At 55.6% G+C, this 17,576-nt stretch carries 13 protein-coding genes; 6 read left to right on the top strand and 7 right to left on the bottom strand.

Annotated features, from left to right (window positions below):
* Window positions 1-21 precede the first annotated feature (21 nt).
* Genes HII27_RS05225 through HII27_RS05215 form a run of 3 tightly spaced genes read left to right on the top strand, consistent with a single transcriptional unit; the run spans window position 22 to window position 4,311 of the window.
* Window positions 22-1,803 carry a DUF2264 domain-containing protein gene (locus HII27_RS05225; protein WP_185666905.1) on the top strand — a complete coding sequence of 594 codons (1,782 nt, stop codon included), beginning with the start codon at window positions 22-24 and terminating at the stop codon, window positions 1,801-1,803.
* Window positions 1,804-1,834: 31 nt separating this feature from the next.
* Window positions 1,835-3,100, top strand: a complete 1,266-nt coding sequence (locus HII27_RS05220; protein ID WP_185666904.1) for an oligosaccharide MFS transporter — start codon at window positions 1,835-1,837, stop codon at window positions 3,098-3,100.
* Window positions 3,101-3,120: 20 nt separating this feature from the next.
* Window positions 3,121-4,311: a glycoside hydrolase family 88 protein gene (locus HII27_RS05215; RefSeq protein ID WP_185667037.1), complete on the top strand. Its 1,191-nt coding sequence runs from the start codon at window positions 3,121-3,123 to the stop codon at window positions 4,309-4,311.
* A 118-nt stretch (window positions 4,312-4,429) separates the two neighbouring features.
* On the opposite strand, the gene cirA is transcribed toward HII27_RS05215, so the two are convergent.
* The 3 genes from cirA to yieE form a co-directional block, all read right to left on the bottom strand.
* Window positions 4,430-6,397, bottom strand: coding sequence for a catecholate siderophore receptor CirA (gene cirA, locus HII27_RS05210; RefSeq protein WP_185666903.1), 1,968 nt, complete (start codon window positions 6,395-6,397; stop codon window positions 4,430-4,432).
* A 310-nt stretch (window positions 6,398-6,707) separates the two neighbouring features.
* Window positions 6,708-8,177, bottom strand: a complete 1,470-nt coding sequence (locus HII27_RS05205; protein WP_185666902.1) for an amino acid permease — start codon at window positions 8,175-8,177, stop codon at window positions 6,708-6,710.
* A 134-nt stretch (window positions 8,178-8,311) separates the two neighbouring features.
* Window positions 8,312-9,178, bottom strand: a complete 867-nt coding sequence (gene yieE / locus HII27_RS05200) for a DNA-binding transcriptional regulator YeiE (protein WP_185666901.1) — start codon at window positions 9,176-9,178, stop codon at window positions 8,312-8,314.
* A 118-nt stretch (window positions 9,179-9,296) separates the two neighbouring features.
* Between yieE and HII27_RS05195 the strand changes: the two genes are divergently transcribed.
* The 3 genes from HII27_RS05195 to HII27_RS05185 all read left to right on the top strand — a co-directional run bounded on the left by HII27_RS05195 (window position 9,297) and on the right by HII27_RS05185 (window position 12,369).
* Window positions 9,297-10,349 carry a YeiH family protein gene (locus tag HII27_RS05195; protein WP_185666900.1) on the top strand — a complete coding sequence of 351 codons (1,053 nt, stop codon included), beginning with the start codon at window positions 9,297-9,299 and terminating at the stop codon, window positions 10,347-10,349.
* 65 nt (window positions 10,350-10,414) lie between these two features.
* A complete protein-coding gene (gene nfo, locus HII27_RS05190) occupies window positions 10,415-11,272 on the top strand; it encodes a deoxyribonuclease IV (protein WP_185666899.1) in 858 nt (285 codons plus the stop codon).
* Window positions 11,273-11,274: 2 nt separating this feature from the next.
* The gene (locus HII27_RS05185; RefSeq protein ID WP_185666898.1) at window positions 11,275-12,369 is read left to right on the top strand and encodes a sugar kinase; all 1,095 of its coding nucleotides are present in this window, start codon (window positions 11,275-11,277) and stop codon (window positions 12,367-12,369) included.
* Window positions 12,370-12,394: 25 nt separating this feature from the next.
* Here the strand turns inward: HII27_RS05185 and HII27_RS05180 are convergent, their stop codons facing one another.
* From HII27_RS05180 to fruA, 4 genes are all read right to left on the bottom strand, one after another.
* Window positions 12,395-13,645, bottom strand: a complete 1,251-nt coding sequence (locus tag HII27_RS05180; RefSeq protein WP_185666897.1) for a NupC/NupG family nucleoside CNT transporter — start codon at window positions 13,643-13,645, stop codon at window positions 12,395-12,397.
* A gap of 95 nt (window positions 13,646-13,740) precedes the next feature.
* Window positions 13,741-14,676, bottom strand: coding sequence for a pseudouridine-5'-phosphate glycosidase (locus HII27_RS05175; protein WP_185666896.1), 936 nt, complete (start codon window positions 14,674-14,676; stop codon window positions 13,741-13,743).
* Window positions 14,664-15,605: a pseudouridine kinase gene (locus HII27_RS05170; protein ID WP_185666895.1), complete on the bottom strand. Its 942-nt coding sequence runs from the start codon at window positions 15,603-15,605 to the stop codon at window positions 14,664-14,666. Before HII27_RS05170 ends, HII27_RS05175 begins: the two co-directional genes overlap by 13 nt.
* Window positions 15,606-15,890: 285 nt before the next feature.
* Window positions 15,891-17,576 carry a PTS fructose transporter subunit IIBC gene (gene fruA / locus HII27_RS05165; RefSeq protein ID WP_185666894.1) on the bottom strand — a complete coding sequence of 562 codons (1,686 nt, stop codon included), beginning with the start codon at window positions 17,574-17,576 and terminating at the stop codon, window positions 15,891-15,893.

The raw sequence follows: 17,576 nt of genomic DNA, 5'->3' as shown, positions 1-17,576 counted from the left end.
AAACTGAAACGGGATTTCATCATGCTGACGAAACAAGAATACGGTGCATTAGTCGAGGGTTGGATAGCGGCGGCAGTTCCCCGTTTATCGGCAGACTGCACGCAACTTCATGCGGGCGATACCGCTGCGCAATACCCGGACGATGTCGCCGGAATGGAGGGTTTTGTTCGCTTGATGTGGGGACTGTTTCCGCTGGTGAGCGGCGGCAGCGTGCCCGCGTGGCACGACGCCTTCGTCACTGGAGTGCGTAACGGCAGCAACCCGCAGCATGCGGGATACTGGGGCGATGTAGGCGACAACGACCAGCGCTGCGTGGAAATGGCGGCCTTTGGCCTTGGCCTCGCGCTGCCTAACGGTAAGCTGTGGTCATCACTTTCAGCCAAAGAGCAGGATAACCTCACCCATTGGCTCAGCCAGAGCGCAGACGTTGCGGTGCCGGACAATAACTGGCACTTCTTCCCGGTGCTGATCCAACTGGGGCTGAAATGCGTCGGACGCCCCTACGACATGGCGGTCATCAATCGTCATCTCGACGCCATTGAGCCCTTCTGGCTCGGCAACGGCTGGTACAGCGACGGTGCGGGCAAACCGCGCGACTATTACATCTCCAGCGCCTTCCATTTTTATGGCCTGATCTACAGCCACTTTATGCAGGATGTCGACCCCGAGCGCTGCCTGCGCTATCGCCAGCGCGCCCAGCAGTTTGCCAAAGATTACGCCTATTACTTTGCTGCTAACGGCGAGGGGATTCCGTTTGGCCGCAGCCTGACCTACCGCTTTGTGCAGGTCGCGTTCTGGAGCGCGGTCGCCTTTACCGAACTGGAGGTCTTTACCCCGGGCGTGGTGAAGGGGCTGATTCTGCGCCACCTTGAAGGCTGGCTCGATAAGCCGTTTATCGGCGCCGACGGCCTGTTCACCATTGGCTACAGCTATCCAAACCTGATTATGGCCGAGGACTACAACAGCCCAGGCTCCCCTTACTGGGCACTGAAAGCGATGCTGATTCTGGCGCTGCCGGAAGAGAGCGCCTTCTGGCAGGCCGCCTGCGAACCGCTGCCGACGCTGGATGCCGTTCACCCTGTTCCCGAAGCCGGGCAAATCATCGTCCACAGCGATGAACAGCGCCACGCGTGGATGCTGATGTCCGGTCAGTTCGACAAAAACAACTTCGTCAACTTCGAGCAGAAGTACTGCAAATTCGCCTACTCCAGCCAGTTTGGTTTTACCCTCGAGCGCGGGCGCTTTGGCCTGAGCCATGCGGCGGTGGATTCCATGCTGCTGTTCAGCAACGGCGATGACTACTATCGCGGCCGCCGCGAGTGCGACAGCGCTGAGGTAACGGATGACTGGGTACGCAGCGAATGGCGTCCGTGGGCCGATGTGACCGTCAGTACCTGGCTGGTTGCGCTGCAGGAAGGCCATGTGCGCGTGCACCGCGTACACACGCCGCGAACGCTGGAGTGCGTTGAAGGCGGGTTTGCCGCTAATTGCCACCAGCAAATGCGCCAGACCGTTACCGACAACAGCGTCACCCTTGAAACCACACACCACTACAGCCGGATGGTGGGTCTGACCGACAGCCGCCAACCGTTCATCGTCACCACGCCGCCAAACAGCAATTTGCTGTACGCCGCACCTGCCACTATCCCCTGTCTGCGCGCACAGCTTAGCGCCGGAACCCACTGGCTCGCCTGTTACGTCAGCGCCGACCCGGGTGCAGTGCGTGAGCTGCCGGGGCCATTGCATTTTAATGTGACGACACAGCAGTTAACCGTGAACGACCTGACGCTCACCCTAAAATAACCCTGACCTCTGGATAACGGCGGAGACCGCAATGACCACGATGATTCAGTCGACACGTTCGGCGTATATAAAACTCAGTCTCTTTGTTTTTCTGTTTACCTTTACCTGGGCGGCAAGCTTCGGCCTGTACGCCATCTGGCTTGGTGATAAAGCGGGGCTTGATGCCGTGGATATCGGCACCGTCTTCGCGGTGAACGGTGTTTTCGCGGTGGTGATTAAGCCGGTGTACGGTTACATCATGGACAAAATCGGCATGAAGAAGCATCTGCTCTATTTTGTCTGCATCGTCTCAGCGCTGATGGCACCGTTCTATATCTGGATCTACCTGCCGCTGCTGCAAACGCATTTCATCACCGGCATGATTGTCGGCGCGCTGTTCTTTAGCCTCGGCTGGTACGCGGGCGTGGCGGCGGAAGAGTCCTACGTCGATCGCTTCAGCCGCCTGTATAACATGGAGTTTGGCCGTATTCGCATGTGGGCGGCGCTCGGCTGGGCGACCGCCTCCTCCTTCTCTGGCTTCCTCTACAACATTTCGCCAAAAATCAACTTCGCCATCAGCAGCGTGTCAGCCCTATGCATGTTTGCCGTGCTGCTGACGCTCAAGGTGGACCACTTCGGCAAAGAAGAGAATAACGTTTTATCAAAAGAGAAAATCGTCATTACCGACGTGCTGAACCTGCTGAAAAACCGCAAGTTCTGGATGTTTGCGCTCTATATTGCAGGCGTGGCCTGGATGATGTTTATCGCCGAGCAGCAGTTCTCACGCTACTTCGTCACCTTCTTCACCACCAAAGAGGAAGGCAACGCGATGTTCGGCTATATGAGCACCGCGCAGTCCGCCGCTGAATTCTTCGGCATGATGCTAGTACCGGCCATTATCAACCGCATCGGTGCCAAGCAGGGCATGCTGCTCACCGGGCTGGTGATCAGCCTGCGCCTGATTATCTCCGGCATGACTAACGACCCGCTGATTATCTGCCTCGTCAAGCCGCTCTACGGTATTGAGATTGCCCTGATTCTGGTGTCGGTTTTCAAATACATTGCCGAGCATTTCGACAAACGCGTTAACGCCACCATGTATCTGCTGGGCTACCAGGCGATGATCTACGTCGGTTCTATCGTCGTCGCGCCACCGGCGGGTTACGCCTATCAAACCATCGGCTTCGAGCACACCTATCTCATCATGGGCATTATCGCCCTGGTGTTTACCGGTGTCTCAGCCCTCACCTTATCGACCTGCTACAGCCATAAAAAAAGCGCTGTAGAACAGGAAATCAAGCAGCAAGCGCTGAATTAAAACGGGAATATGCCAGCATGATGTCTGAACAGATCAGAAAAGAACCGCTCGCCTTACACACCCTGAAACCGGGCGAACGTGAAGAGATTGGCCGTAAAATTCGCGGGGCGATGCCCGCGCTGCTGAAGGCAATTGATGACAACGCCGACTATTTCGGCACTCGCTTCCCGGATGCAGCCTGTAAAAACGGGGTCTATCCGATTATTGATAACGTCGAATGGACCACCAGCTTCTGGACCGGGCAGCTGTGGCTGGCCTATGAGTGGACGGGACTTGAGCGCTACCGCACGCTGGCGGAACAGCATATCCACTCCTTCGGCCAGCGGATTATTAACCGCGACCACACCAACCATCACGATCTGGGCTTCCTTTATAGCCTCTCCTGCGTGGCGGGCGAACGCCTGACCGGCAACCGTGAAGCGGGCTACATCGCCCTGCTCGCCGCCGAGGCGCTGATGGAGCGCTACAACGAGAAAGCTGGGATTATTCAGGCATGGGGCGAGCTGAATAACCCTGAGCAGCAGGGCCGCATGATCATCGACTGCAACATGAACCTGCCGCTGCTGTATGAAGCCAGCGCGGCCAGCGGCGACCCGCGCTACGCCGAGGCGGCAAAGCAGCACATTGAGCGGGCGCGCCGCCATATCGTGCGTGAAGACGGTTCGACCTTCCATACCTGGTATATGGACGTGGAAACCGGCGAGCCGCGCTTTGGCAACACCCATCAGGGCTTCTCCGACGATTCATGCTGGGCGCGCGGCCAGGCGTGGGGCGTGTACGGTTTCCTGCTGAACTACCTGCACACCGGCGATGAACGCCTGCTGGCGCTGAGCCAGACGCTGGCGAATTACTACCTGAACCGGCTGCCGGAGGATCTCATTTGCTATTGGGATCTGGCGCTGACCGATCCTGCCAGCGAGCGCGACAGTTCAGCGGCGGCGATTGTAGCCTGCGCCCTACTGGAGCTGGTTAAACATCTGACAGTCACCCATCCGGATCGCGAGAGCTATGAAACCATAGCACTACGGATGATTGGCAATATGATCGACGGTTACATTAACCGCGAGCATACGCCGGGTCAGGGGCTGCTTAAGCATTCGGTCTATTACTTTAAAGGCGGGATTGGCGTGGACGAGTGCTGTAGCTGGGGGGATTATTTCCTGATGGAAGCGATGGTGCGCGCGACGCAGAACTGGCAGAGCTACTGGTAATAAAAGGCCCGATGGCGTTGCGCTTTTCGGGCCAGTTTCCCGGGGTCGCTTGCGCTCGCCCGGGCTACCCTCGTATGTAGCCCGGCCAAGCGTCAGCGCCGCCGGGTTTCGCACAGGTTTAGAAGCGGTAATCCACCGCCATAAAGTAGCGACGACCGTCTTCGTTATAGCTGTAGTCATCACGATTCAGGTCTTTATCCCCCACGTTGAGCACGCCCGCGCGCAGCTTAACGTCTTTGGTCGCCTGCCATGCACCGCCGATATCCCAGGTGGTATAGCCGCCCGGCGTTTTCGAGGTTGCCGTGGTAGCACGCTGCTTACCGGTGTAGCTTCCCGCCAGATAGAATGTCCAGTCCTGAATCGGGCTCCAGTCCACGCGCCCGTTACCGGTGTGGAACGGCAGCTCCTGCAGCGGCTTGTCACCACCGTTGCTCAGGTCTCGACCGTCGTTATAGGTATAATTCAGTGTTACCTTCCAGTCGTCGCCAACCGGCACCTTCAGCTCAGACTCCACGCCGCGGATACGCGCTTTGTTGACGTTGTAGTAGGCAAACACCGGCACGCCGTTATCGAAGCCGACAAAGTTCGGATAGCCCGGCGCAGCATTTTTATCGCGCGTACGGCTGATGTTAATCATGTCGTCGATATCGTTCTGGAAGGTGGTCACGTTCGCCTGCACGCCCTCCAGCCAGCCCTCTTCCCCTTGATAGTAGAGGCCGATTTCATAGCTCTCGCTGGTTTCCGGCTTCAGGTCCGGGCTACCGACAATTCGGCAGCCGCCGCGACAGGAGTTGGTGGCCCAGTCCGGGCTCAGCTGCAGCAACGAAGGCGATTTAAACGCCGTGGCCCAGCCCCCTTTCACCGTCACGGTATCGGTCGCGTTATAGACCAGGTACGCACGCGGGCTCCAGTGGTCACCATAGGTTTGGTGATCGTCCATACGGATACCGGTGGTCAGTGCCAGCGGTTCAAAGATGCGCCATTCGTCTTCAAGGAACAGCGCGTACTGGCTGGCTGAGGTTTCGCTGCTGGTGCCGCGCGTCAGGTTAACCGGGTCACTCAGCTTGTCGTGACGCCATTCGCCACCTAAGGTCACCAACTGATTAATCGCCCCCAGCGGCAGTACATATTTACCGTCGATGGTGTTGCTTTCAGAGGTGATTTCACTGGCGTTACCCGGGTTCTTATTCACCACCTTCTCGCCGTAATATTTAAGCTCGCTGTTGCCCAACTCCCAGCGGCCATTGTGGCTTAACGAGTAGTTCTGGCGTTCAACGCGGTTACGGTCGAGCGAATCGGAGTCGCGGTCCTGGCGGTCGAAACCATAGCCTGCGGTGATATCGTTGCTCTCGTTTGGCGTCCAGGCGAACTCGACATTGGCATCGCGGCTGGTGAAGCCTTCAATACGTGGGCTTTCACCGGTCGCGCTGGTGCTGGAGGGTTGTTGATCGTCTTTCTCGCGTTTTGCCAGACTACCAAAGGCTTTCATACCCAGCACGCCGTCCACCAGCGGGCCGGCGGTATAGAACTGGCCGTTCCAGGTGTCGCCACGGTCGCGGTGTTCCTGAATGGTGGTGTCAGCGGTGACGGTGCCGGTCCATTTGGCGCCAATCTTTTTGGTGATGATGTTAACCACCCCGCCCAACGCATCGGAGCCGTACAGCGAAGACATCGGCCCACGCACCACTTCAATGCGCTCGATAGCGTCTACCGGGATCCAGTTGAGGTCGAAATCGTTGTGGCGGAAGACGACGTTACGCGAGTTGACGCGTTTGCCGTCGATAAGAATCAGGGTATAGCTGCTGTCCAGGCCGCGAATACTCACGCCCTGACGGTTATCCCCTTCGTTGGTGAGCTGAACGCCCGGAACCTCTTTCAGCACATCCTTCAGGTTCTGCACCGGCTTGCGCTGCAGGTCTTCCTGGGTGATGACGCTGATACTCGCGGGCGCATCCTTCACGCTTTGTTCGGTGGCAGCCGCCGTCACGACCATCACGTCTTTATCATCTGCAGCGCTGACCGGCAGCGCCAGGGACATTACGGACGCACAAAGCCCGCCCCGAACCAAGGGGTTTAACCTGAACATTTCCTATCTCCATGAGGTGAATACTGAATTAAAACAAAGAGGTCTTACTCACAAATGCTGCTGCAATGCCGTTGACCGACGGCCTGTTGTTTTATGCAGATGTGGCTGGTCCCTCCAGGTTTTATCTATCAGGAGTGGAAATGGCTTCATCTATTTATATGAGGCGTGATAATAAACGTAATGATAATGATTATCAATTAAGTTTATTTAAAGTTATGTCAAGAAGTAACTATTTGCGTCTACTTCATAGACGGCAGGCATAAAAAAACCTCTCCGAAGAGAGGTTTTTCACATTATGCCGAACGGCTGATTATTTCTTAAAGCGTTCCGGGAAGTGCATTTCGCTATAGCTCACGAAGTGCGTACCGCGGGTCAGCTTATAGCCGAACCAGATAACTAGGAACAGCGGAATACCGATATAGGTTGCCGCTACGCCGCCCCAGTCGATGGTATCGGCCAGGAAGGCTTCGTAGTTCTGGCCCAAGGTAATGATCAGGCACAGTACGAAGGCAAAGATTGGCCCCAGTGGGAAGAACCCGGAACGGTACGGCAGATTATTCAGGTCATGACCCTGCATCACATAGCCGCGACGGAAACGATAATGGCTAATCGCAATCCCCAGCCAGGCGATAAAGCCGGTCATCCCGGAGGTGTTCAGCAGCCACAGGTAAACGGTCTGGTTGCCAAACATTGAGGTCAGGAAGCACAGGCCAGCAATCACGGTTGTTGCATACAGCGCGTTACGCGGCACGCCGCCACGGGAGAGCTTCGCGAAGATGCGCGGCGCTTTGCCGTCGCAGGCCAGGGTGTAGAGCATACGGGTAGAAGCGTACATCCCGGAGTTACCCGCCGACAGCACCGCCGTCAGGATAACCGCGTTCATAATCGCCGCCGCAGAGAGCAGACCCGCGTGTTCGAACACCAGCGTGAACGGGCTGACGGAGATATCTTTCACGTCGTTACGCAGCAGGCTTGGGTCGGTGTAAGGGATGATCAGGCTGATAATCAGGATCGCGAACACATAGAACAGCAGGATACGCCAGAACACCTGACGGACTGCGCGCGGAATGTTCTTCTCTGGATCTTCAGATTCGCCCGCCGCAATACCGATAAGTTCGGTACCCTGGAAGGAGAAGCCGACGATCATCGCCACGCCAATCATCGCTGATAACCCACCGGCAAACGGCGCATCACCGGTTGTCCAGTTGCTCCAGCCCACCGGCTGCGCACCTTTGAAGATGCCGAGGATCATCATGATGCCGACGATAATAAAGATGATAACGGTCGCGACTTTAATCAGCGAGAACCAGTATTCCGCTTCGCCAAAGCCTTTAACCGAGATGTAGTTCAGCAGGAAGATGACGCACAGGAACAGCGCACTCCAGATCCAGCCTGGGGTATCCGGGAACCACCAGCTCATCACCAGCTGTGCGGCCACCAGGTCAACGGCGATCGTTACCGCCCAGTTGTACCAGTAGTTCCAGCCCAGCGCGAAGCCGAAGCCCTCTTCCACATAGTTCTGGCCATAGGTGGCAAAAGAACCGGATACCGGCATATAGGCTGCCAGCTCGCCAAGACTGGTCATCAGGAAGTACACCATCAGGCCAATCAGAATATAGGAAAACAGCGCGCCGCCCGGGCCCGCCTGAGAAATGGTTGCGCCGGACGCAACAAACAGACCTGTACCAATGGAACCGCCAATGGCGATCATCGTCAGGTGACGCGCCTTGAGTTCGCGACGTAACGCGGGCGCTTGTGTGGTTTTTGTTTCGGAACCCATGTGAAAATGCTATCCATCCAAAAAATGAGGCGCGATTGTAACAGACGATTCCGGCATATCATGGTAGAAATGCGCAGTTATAAGAGAGCTTCATGATCGCTCTCTTATTATAAGTAAAGCATCCGATGGCGATTTTAGATATCGCAGTAGTGCAGAAAACGCTTGAGCGCGTTGGAGAGGTGCTTTTGTCGGTGATGGATGCGCCACAGCGTGCGGCTGAGCGTCGGCAGCGGAATGGTCACTTCCACCAGCGTCCCGGCTTCAAGCTGTTCGGCAATGACCCGCCGCGACAGGCAGCTGATGCCAAGATCATGGCGTACTGCGTGTTTAATGGCTTCCGAGTTGCCAAGCTCCATACCCATCTGGAACTGCGGCAGGTGTGAAAGCAGCAGATAATCGACGATCTCCCGCGTGCCCGACCCCTTCTCACGCAGGATCCACGGCGCCATTGCCAGCTTTTCGAGCGTCACCTCTCCCAACAACCAGGCGCTGTTTGGCGCGGAGAACACCACCAGCTCATCGTCGAGCCACGGCTCAGCAATAATGTCCGCCGAGTGGCATGGGCCTTCGATAAGGCCGATATCGACGCGGAAGTCCGCCACCGCGTTAATTACATCCTGACTGTTACCCACGCTCAGTTCCAGCGGCAGCGCAGGAAAGTCTTTGCGGTAGCGAGCGATAATGCCCGGCAGAATATAGTTGCCGATGGTGCTACTGGCATAGACGCGAATCGCGCCGTTATCTTCACGAAACAGCTGTTCTATCTCCCCGGCTTGTTCAAGCAGCGCCAGCGCGCGCGGGTAGAGCAGACGGCCGTGCTCGTTAACCACCAGCCGTTTACCGACGCGGTCAAAAAGCTGAACGCCGAGTTGGCCTTCCAGATCGGTGAGCGCCGCGCTGACCGCCGACTGCGACAGCGCCAGCATCTGCGATGCCTGGGTGGTGGAGCCACTTTTCAGTACCTCTGCAAAAACTTCTAACTGCCGCAGCGTGATATGCATAGCGCTTCAGCCCGCCTGGGCCGCCCTTACCAGTTATTACGATTAATTATAAATATATAATCAATTTTATCTTTAAACCAGCGAGGCGTACTCTTTTAGCCAGACAAAGGAGAAGGCTATGACACAGGTCACCTTAGAAACGCATCATCATCGCGGTATCAAACATTTTATCCCAGGTCTTGCGCTGACCGCCGTGATTACCGGCGCCGCAGTCTGGATCGGCAATATCCCGGCCGTTGCAGGCGTCGGCATGAGCGCATTGACGCTGGCCATCCTGTTTGGGATGGTGATTGGTAACACGATTTACCCGAAACTCTGGCAGTCCTGCGACGGCGGCGTACTGTTCGCCAAGCAGCATTTACTGCGTCTGGGGATCATTCTTTACGGCTTCCGCCTGACCTTTTCCCAGATTGCAGACGTGGGCGTAAGTGGGATTGTGATCGATGCCCTGACGCTTTGCAGTACCTTTATGATGGCCTGCTGGCTCGGGCAAAAAGTCTTTGGTCTGGATAAACACACCAGTTGGCTAATTGGTGCAGGTAGCAGTATCTGCGGCGCGGCGGCAGTACTGGCGACCGAACCCGTCGTAAAAGCTGAGGCAAGCAAAGTGACCGTCGCGGTAGCGACCGTGGTTATCTTCGGTACGTTGGCTATCTTCATCTACCCAGCCATGTACCCGCTGCTGGCGCACTGGTTTAGCCCTGAGGCTTACGGGATCTATATCGGTTCCACCATGCACGAAGTGGCGCAGGTTGTGGCAGCTGGCCATGCGGTAACGCCAGAAACGGAAAACGCCGCGGTCATTGCCAAAATGCTGCGCGTAATGATGCTGGCACCGTTCCTGCTGTTTATGGCCGCTCGCGTTAAACAACTGGCTCCAGCCGGTGCGACCGAGAAAAGCAAAATCACGATCCCATGGTTTGCCATCATGTTTATCGTGGTCACCATCTTTAACTCGTTCCACCTGCTGCCAAACAGCGTGGTGCAAATGCTGATTACGCTGGACACCATTATGCTGGCCATGGCCATGGCGGCACTGGGTGTGACCACTCACGTTAGCGCACTGAAAAAAGCCGGTGCAAAACCGCTGATGATGGCGCTGGTGCTGTTCATCTGGCTGATTGTTGGCGGCGGTGCGATTAACTACGCTATCCATAGCGTGATGGCATAATCGACAACGACTAAGCGCTTTTAACCCGCTATACTCCCCCTTTTGAGTATGGCGGGTTTAACGATATGAAATACATTGGAGCGCACGTCAGCGCCGCGGGCGGCCTGGCAAACGCCGCAATTCGGGCTGCGGAAATCGAAGCGACCGCATTCGCCCTGTTCACCAAAAATCAGCGCCAGTGGCGCGCCGCGCCGTTAACCGCCGAGGTTATCGACGACTTCAAAGCCGCCTGTGAAAAATATCACTACACCCCGGCACAAATTCTTCCTCACGACAGCTACCTGATTAACCTCGGCCACCCGGTTGAAGAGGCGCTGGAGAAATCCCGCGAAGCCTTTATCGACGAACTGGCACGCTGCCAGCAGTTGGGGCTGACGTTGCTGAACTTCCACCCGGGCAGCCACCTGTTGCAAATTGACGAAGATAAGTGCCTGGCGCGTATTGCCGAATCCATCAACATCGCACTGGCACAAACCGAAGGCGTCACGGCGGTGATTGAGAACACGGCCGGTCAGGGCAGCAATCTCGGCTTTAAGTTCGAGCATCTGGCGGCCATCATTGACGGCGTAGAAGATAAGTCTCGCGTCGGCGTCTGCATCGATACCTGTCACGCGTTTGCCGCGGGCTACGACCTGCGTACCACCGAAGCCTGCGCGGAAACCTTTGCTGAATTCGAACGCATTGTCGGCTTCCAGTATCTGCGCGGCATGCACCTCAACGACGCCAAAAGCGAGTTCGGCAGTCGCGTTGACCGCCACCAGAGTCTGGGCCTCGGCAACATCGGCCACGATGCGTTCCGCTTTATCATGCAGGACAACCGCTTTGACGGTATCCCGTTGGTGCTGGAAACCACCAACCCGGATATCTGGGGTGAAGAAATTGCGTGGCTGAAGGCGCAACAGCAGGAAACGGTGGAAGCCTAATCATGAACGACAGGGAAAAGCAGATACTCAAGATCCTGCGTCGCAATCCGCTGATTCAGCAAAACGAGATTGCCGATATTTTGCAGATCAGCCGCTCTCGCGTGGCGGCGCATATTATGGATCTGATGCGCAAAGGAATGATCAAAGGTAAAGGCTATATCCTCACCGAACAGGAGTACTGCGTGGCGGTGGGTGCCATCAATATGGATATTCGCGGTATTGCAGATATTCACTACCCGCAGGCCGCCTCTAACCCAGGTAACATCCGTTGTTCAGCCGGCGGCGTGGGGCGCAATATTGCCCACAACCTGGCGTTACTGGGCCGCGATGTGCATCTTATCTCGGCGGTCGGCAGTGATTTTTACGGCGAAACGCTGCTGGAACAGACCCGCCAGGCCGGAGTGAATATCTCCAGCTGTATTCGCCTGCACGGGCATAGCACCGCCACCTATCTCTCCATTGCCAATCAGCAGGAAGAGACGGTGCTGGCCATTAACGACACCCATATTCTTGAGCAGCTCACGCCACAGCTGTTGAACGGTTCGCGAGAGCTGATTCGCCACGCGGGCGTCGTGCTGGCTGACTGTAACCTGACGCCGGAAGCCATTGAGTGGGTCTTTACCATTGCCGATGATATTCCGGTGTTCGTGGATACCGTATCCGAGTTTAAAGCGGCTAAAATCAAGACCTGGTTCTCACGTATTCATACCCTGAAACCGACGCAGAAAGAGCTGGAGATCCTGTGGGGCCAGCCTATTGTTTCCGCAGCCGACCGCGTTCAGGCCGTCAATTCGCTGCATCAACAGGGCATTCAGCATATTTTTGTCTGTCTGGAAGATGAGTCGGTTTTCTGCAGCGAGAAAGATGGCGAGCAGTTCGTTCTGACGCCACCTGCGCACACCGTTGTCGATAGCTTCGGTGCCGATGACGGCTTTATGGCAGGGCTGATTTACGGTTTTCTGGAAGGAATCGAGTTTCGCGACCGCGCGAATTTCGCTATGGCCTGCGCTGCGCTGTCGCGCGCCAGCGTCAGCATCAATAACCCTACCCTCTCCGCTGACAACGCCATCTACTTACTGCAAAACGCCCAGGCATAACGCCTGGGCTTTACGGTTCCGTTAATTATGACAATCCGATAAAGAGTCCGGCGATGGTGGCGCTCATCAGGTTAGAGAGCGTTGCCGCCGCCAGCGCCCGCATCCCCAGCTGGGCAATTTCCGGCGCTCGCTGAGGCGCAATGGCGGAAAATGCCCCGACCACCACCCCGATAGAGCCAAAGTTGGCAAAACCGCACAGAGCAAACGAGATAATCGCAATCGTCTTCACGTCCAGCGAACCGCCGGCTTGCAGGTACGGAGAGAAGTTGAGATAGGCGACAAATTCGTTGATCGCCAGCTTCTGCCCGATCAAACTGCCCGCAAGCGTCGCATCGCTCCAGTCGACGCCCATAATCCAGGCAAGCGGCGCCAGCACCCAGCCAAAAATCCCTTCCAGGGTCGCATGACCGAAACCAAACCAGCCACCAATACCGCCGATAATGCCGTTAATAAGCGCGATAATAGCGACAAAAGCCATCACCACCGTCGCTACGCCAGCCGCAATTTTCAGGCCGGTCATCGCCCCGCTCGCCGCGGCTTCAATGATGCTTTTTGGCGGTGTGTCGGTAAATGACAGGTTTTCGAAGGTGACGGTTGATGCCTCGGTTGCCGGGCTCAGCATACGGGCAAACAGGATCCCACCAGGAATAGCCATCAGCGAGGCCGCCAGCAGGTAATCAATCGGCACCCCCATGCCCGCATAGCCAATCATCATCGACCCCGCGATAGACGCCATACCGCTACAAATTGCGGTAAATAGCTCATTGCGGTTCAGGCGATGAATAAACGGTTTGACGATCGCCGGGATCTCATTTTGCCCGAGGAAAATGGTGGTCACGGCCACGAAGGACTCAATTTTGCTGATGTTCAACGCTTTCTGGAAAATGCCGCCGAGGACGCGAATCAGCAGCCCCATCACGCCAATGTAGTAAAGCAGGCTGATAAGCGCGGTAACAAAGATAATGGCGGGCAGCACGCGGAAGGCGAAGATAAAACCCGCACCGTCAAACAGTACATCCATCTTCGGCCCCACCAGCGAGCCAAAAATAAAGGCGCTGCCCGCATCGCTGTAGGACATCACCTTGTGAACGCCCAGCGCCGCTTGCTCAACCAGCCATTTCCCCGGCGGGAAATAGAGCATAATGCCGCCGATGGCAATTTGCAGCACCAGCGCCGCGCCAACGGTACGCAGGCTAATGCGCTTTTTATTCACTGACAGCAAAAACGCGATGGCCAGTAATACCACCATACCCACAAGACTTCTCATTATATCCATAATGATTTCCCTTCATGCCAGGAAACCCGGCGTAAACGCCAGGTTTTGGTATGTTTGATATTCGCGGGCGACCGCACGCTGCCCGTGAAGTTGGTTTATGCGAGGCGTTGATACTCCTTCGCAATTTCACAAGCCAGCACCGCGTTGTTGAACACCAGTTGAATGTTGGATTTCAGGCTATCGCCACCGGTCAACTCCGCCACGCGAGCCAGCAGGAACGGCGTGCTCTCTTTGCCCACAACGCCCTGCTCTTCCGCTTCCTTCACCGCTCTATCGATAGCGGCATTGATTGCTTCTTCCGCCATCGCAAACTGTTCTGGAATAGGGTTTGCCACCACCAGACCGCCGTTCAGACCGGCCTGCCATTTCACCGCCATTGCACGAGCAATTTCTTTCGCGCTATCGAGGCGAATGCTGACCTCAAACGGACTGGTGCGGCAGAAAAATGCGGGCAGCGCCTGGGTTTGATAACCAATCAGCGGCACGCCAAAGGTTTCCAGATATTCAGTGGTTAAACCGAGGTCGAGAATAGATTTCGCGCCTGCACAAATAACCGTAACGTTGGTATGCGCTAGCTCTTGTAAATCAGCGGAAATATCGAATGAGTGCTCTGCACCACGGTGAACACCGCCAATACCGCCGGTTGCAAAGACTTTAATACCGGCCAGTGCGGCAATAATCATGGTAGAGGCAACGGTGGTCGCGCCATTTTTTCCGGCGGCAACCACAAACGGTAAATCACGGCGACTGACTTTCGTTACGCTATGCCCTTCGCGGCCTAATAATTCGATTTCCTCTTTGCTCAGGCCGACTTTCATTACGCCGCCAATAATCGCAATCGTTGCAGGAACAGCACCATGCTTGCGAATGGTTTCTTCAACTTCAATCGCCGTTTGCGCATTCTGCGGGAAAGGCATGCCGTGAGAAATAATGGTCGATTCCAGTGCAACAATCGGCTTTTTGCTGTTTAAAGCTTCCTGGACTTCTGGTGAAATTTGTAATAATTCAGGGGAAAGAGTTAATTCAGGCATTCTATGTTCTCCACTAACGATGTAACGTTCGCAATAGAAAGATCAGGGTTATTGGTATATTCACTGGACAGCGCCATTGATGAACAACCCTGCGCAAATCGGACAGACTCAATAAACGGCACGTTATCAACCCAGCAGGAAGCTAGCCCGGCCATCATCGCATCACCGGCCCCGGTAACATTAATAACGTTGGTTTTCAGCGGTCGTGACCAACCGTGTTCGCCGTGAATATCGCTGTAGTAAACGCCGTCGCCGCCCATGCTAAGCACCAGGCGATTCAGGCCATGCTCATGGAACCATGCGGCAACCTTGCCGACATCCTCTCGCCCTGAGAGCGTGATACCGCTTAGGGTTTCAGCTTCCAGACGGTTCGGTTTCAGGGTATGTATTTTGCCCAACCGCTCGCGAATTTTGACGCACTTCCAGGCTGAAACTGGGTCAACAAATACCGGCGTGGAGCCAGCGTTTTCCAGCACCCAGGTCAGCGCCGCTTCGCTGATATTACAGTCAGCAATAATCACCTTTGCCCCACGAATAAAATCTGCATGCTGCGCTAAAAACTCAGCAGAAATATATTCGGTAATACACATATCGTTGATAGCCACCAGCATTTCGCCGGTATTATCCAGTAGGGATAAATAACTAGAGGTATTTTCCCCAGAAACGATAAGACATTTATCGACGTGGACGCCAGGCTGGCTGGTCTGGGCTAATAATGATTGGCCATAAAAGTCACTGCCGACAGCCGTTAATAGCCATGAGTCCTTTCCCAGCAACGCTAAATTATGCGCAATGTTGCGCCCGACGCCGCCTGGCGTAAATTTAATTTTTCCCGGATTGGAATCCGCATAGTTTAAAGAAGCATGCGAATATCCAGCCACATCCATATTGGCCGAGCCAATAGTGACAATGTATTCCTTTTTACGCATAGCACGTCCTCTGGCAATAAATTGCCATAAAAATGAGTTCGTTAACGATGTTGATAGCAACCTACTATATTAGAGCACATGTTCATTATCAAACATATGTTCATGATAAGCCTGGTTTAGATAAAGTAAACCCGTCCGCAAGCGCGAAAGTGAATAGATATGAGGGGAGTCACAGATTTTTATTGTGGATGACTGAAAGCGAGGGAAAAATTGAAAGGCAGGACACAAATTTGAAAAATAAAAAAAGGGCAGAGATCGCTCTGCCCTTTCCGAATAAAGGTAAACTTATGCCTGTTTAGCGACGACTTCCGGGCGTTTCAACACCGCGTAAGAGAGGCCAGCAACCAGCGTACCCACGATAATCGCCACCAGATAACCCACTACCGGCGTGATAGCGCCAGGGATCAGCAGGACGAACAGACCACCGTGTGGTGCCATCAGTTTTGCACCAACCGCCATCGAAATAGCACCGGTAACAGCACCGCCGACGATACAGCAAGGCAGGACGCGCATCGGGTCACGAGCCGCGAAAGGAATCGCCCCTTCGGAGATAAAGCACAGGCCAAGAACCAGCGCCGCTTTACCACCTTCACGTTGACCCTGATCGAATTTCTTACGCGCAATCAGCGTAGCAATACCCATTGCCAGCGGTGGAACCATACCGGCCGCCATAATCGCTGCCATTGGCGCGTAGGTTTGGGTACTCAGCAGACCTACGCCGAACGCGTATGCCGCTTTGTTCACCGGGCCACCCATGTCGGTACACATCATCGCACCGAGGATCGCACCCAACAGGACGGCGTTCGCGGTACCCATGGTTTGCAGCCAGTGGGTCAGCCAGTTCAGCAGCGCCGCAACCGGGGTGCCGATCAGGTAGATCATCGCCAGGCCAACAATCAGGCTGGAGACCAGCGGGATTATCAGAATTGGCTTCAGCGCTTCCATGCTTGGCGGTAGCTTCAGCTTGGTGCTGATAAGTTTCGCGACGTACCCGGCCAGGAAGCCTGCAATGATACCGCCGATAAACCCAGAACCGCCGCTCACCGCCAGCATACCGCCGATAAGACCTGGGGTCAGACCCGGACGGTCAGCAATGGAGAAGGCGATAAAGCCTGCCAGCACCGGCACCATCAGCGCGAAGGCTGAACCGCCGCCGATCTGCATCAGCGCCGCCGCCAGCGTACCTTTCACTTCAAACGCTTTGATACCGAAGGCAAAGGACAGGGCGATACACAAACCACCCGCCACGACCATTGGCAGCATATAAGAAACACCGGTCAGCAGGTGACGATACGCCCCGCCGCCGCTCTCTTTCTTCGCAGAATCCGCCGGGGATTTGCTCTGGCCAGCTGGCTGATACGGCTTCGCCTCAACCATTGCTTTGTCCAGTTCCTGCGCGGTTTTCTTCAGCGCCAGGCCGGTGGTGGTGCGATACATCGGCTTGCCGGCGAATTTCGCCAGATCCACTTCAATATCCGCCGCCACGATAACCAGATCCGCCTGCTCAACTTCTTCTGGCGTAATCGCGTTACCAGCGCCCACGGAGCCACGGGTTTCCACTTTCACCCACAGGCCGCGTTTTTTAGCTTCGGTTTCAATGGCTTCAGCCGCCATAAAGGTGTGTGCCACGCCGGTTGGGCACGCGGTGACCGCCACAATGCGTTTTACCGCACCTTTGGCTGTAGGCTCCGCCTGCGCCGGAGCCTCGTAAGGCAGGGCGTGGGATTTGGCTTCGCTCAGGAACAGTTCCGGATGGGAAACTGCACGGTTGATATCGCCAAGGTAAACCTGTTTGCCAGCCAGCGCGGTATCCGCTGGCAGAGCAGTGCCCAGCACGATCGCCAGGTCGGCGTCGTTCGGGTTATCAATGAACTCCAGGCGCGCTTTCTGCGCCGCCGCACCCAGCAGGGTCTTCGCCATATAAGCGCGAGCCTGTCCGAGTTTGGCATCGATAATCAGCAGCGTTTTCAT

Source organism: Kluyvera sichuanensis (assembly GCF_014218705.1).
GTDB classification, from domain to species: Bacteria; Pseudomonadota; Gammaproteobacteria; order Enterobacterales; family Enterobacteriaceae; genus Kluyvera; species Kluyvera sichuanensis.
Note: the sequence above shows the minus strand (reverse complement) of the source record. Positions and strands in the feature narration are given on the sequence as shown.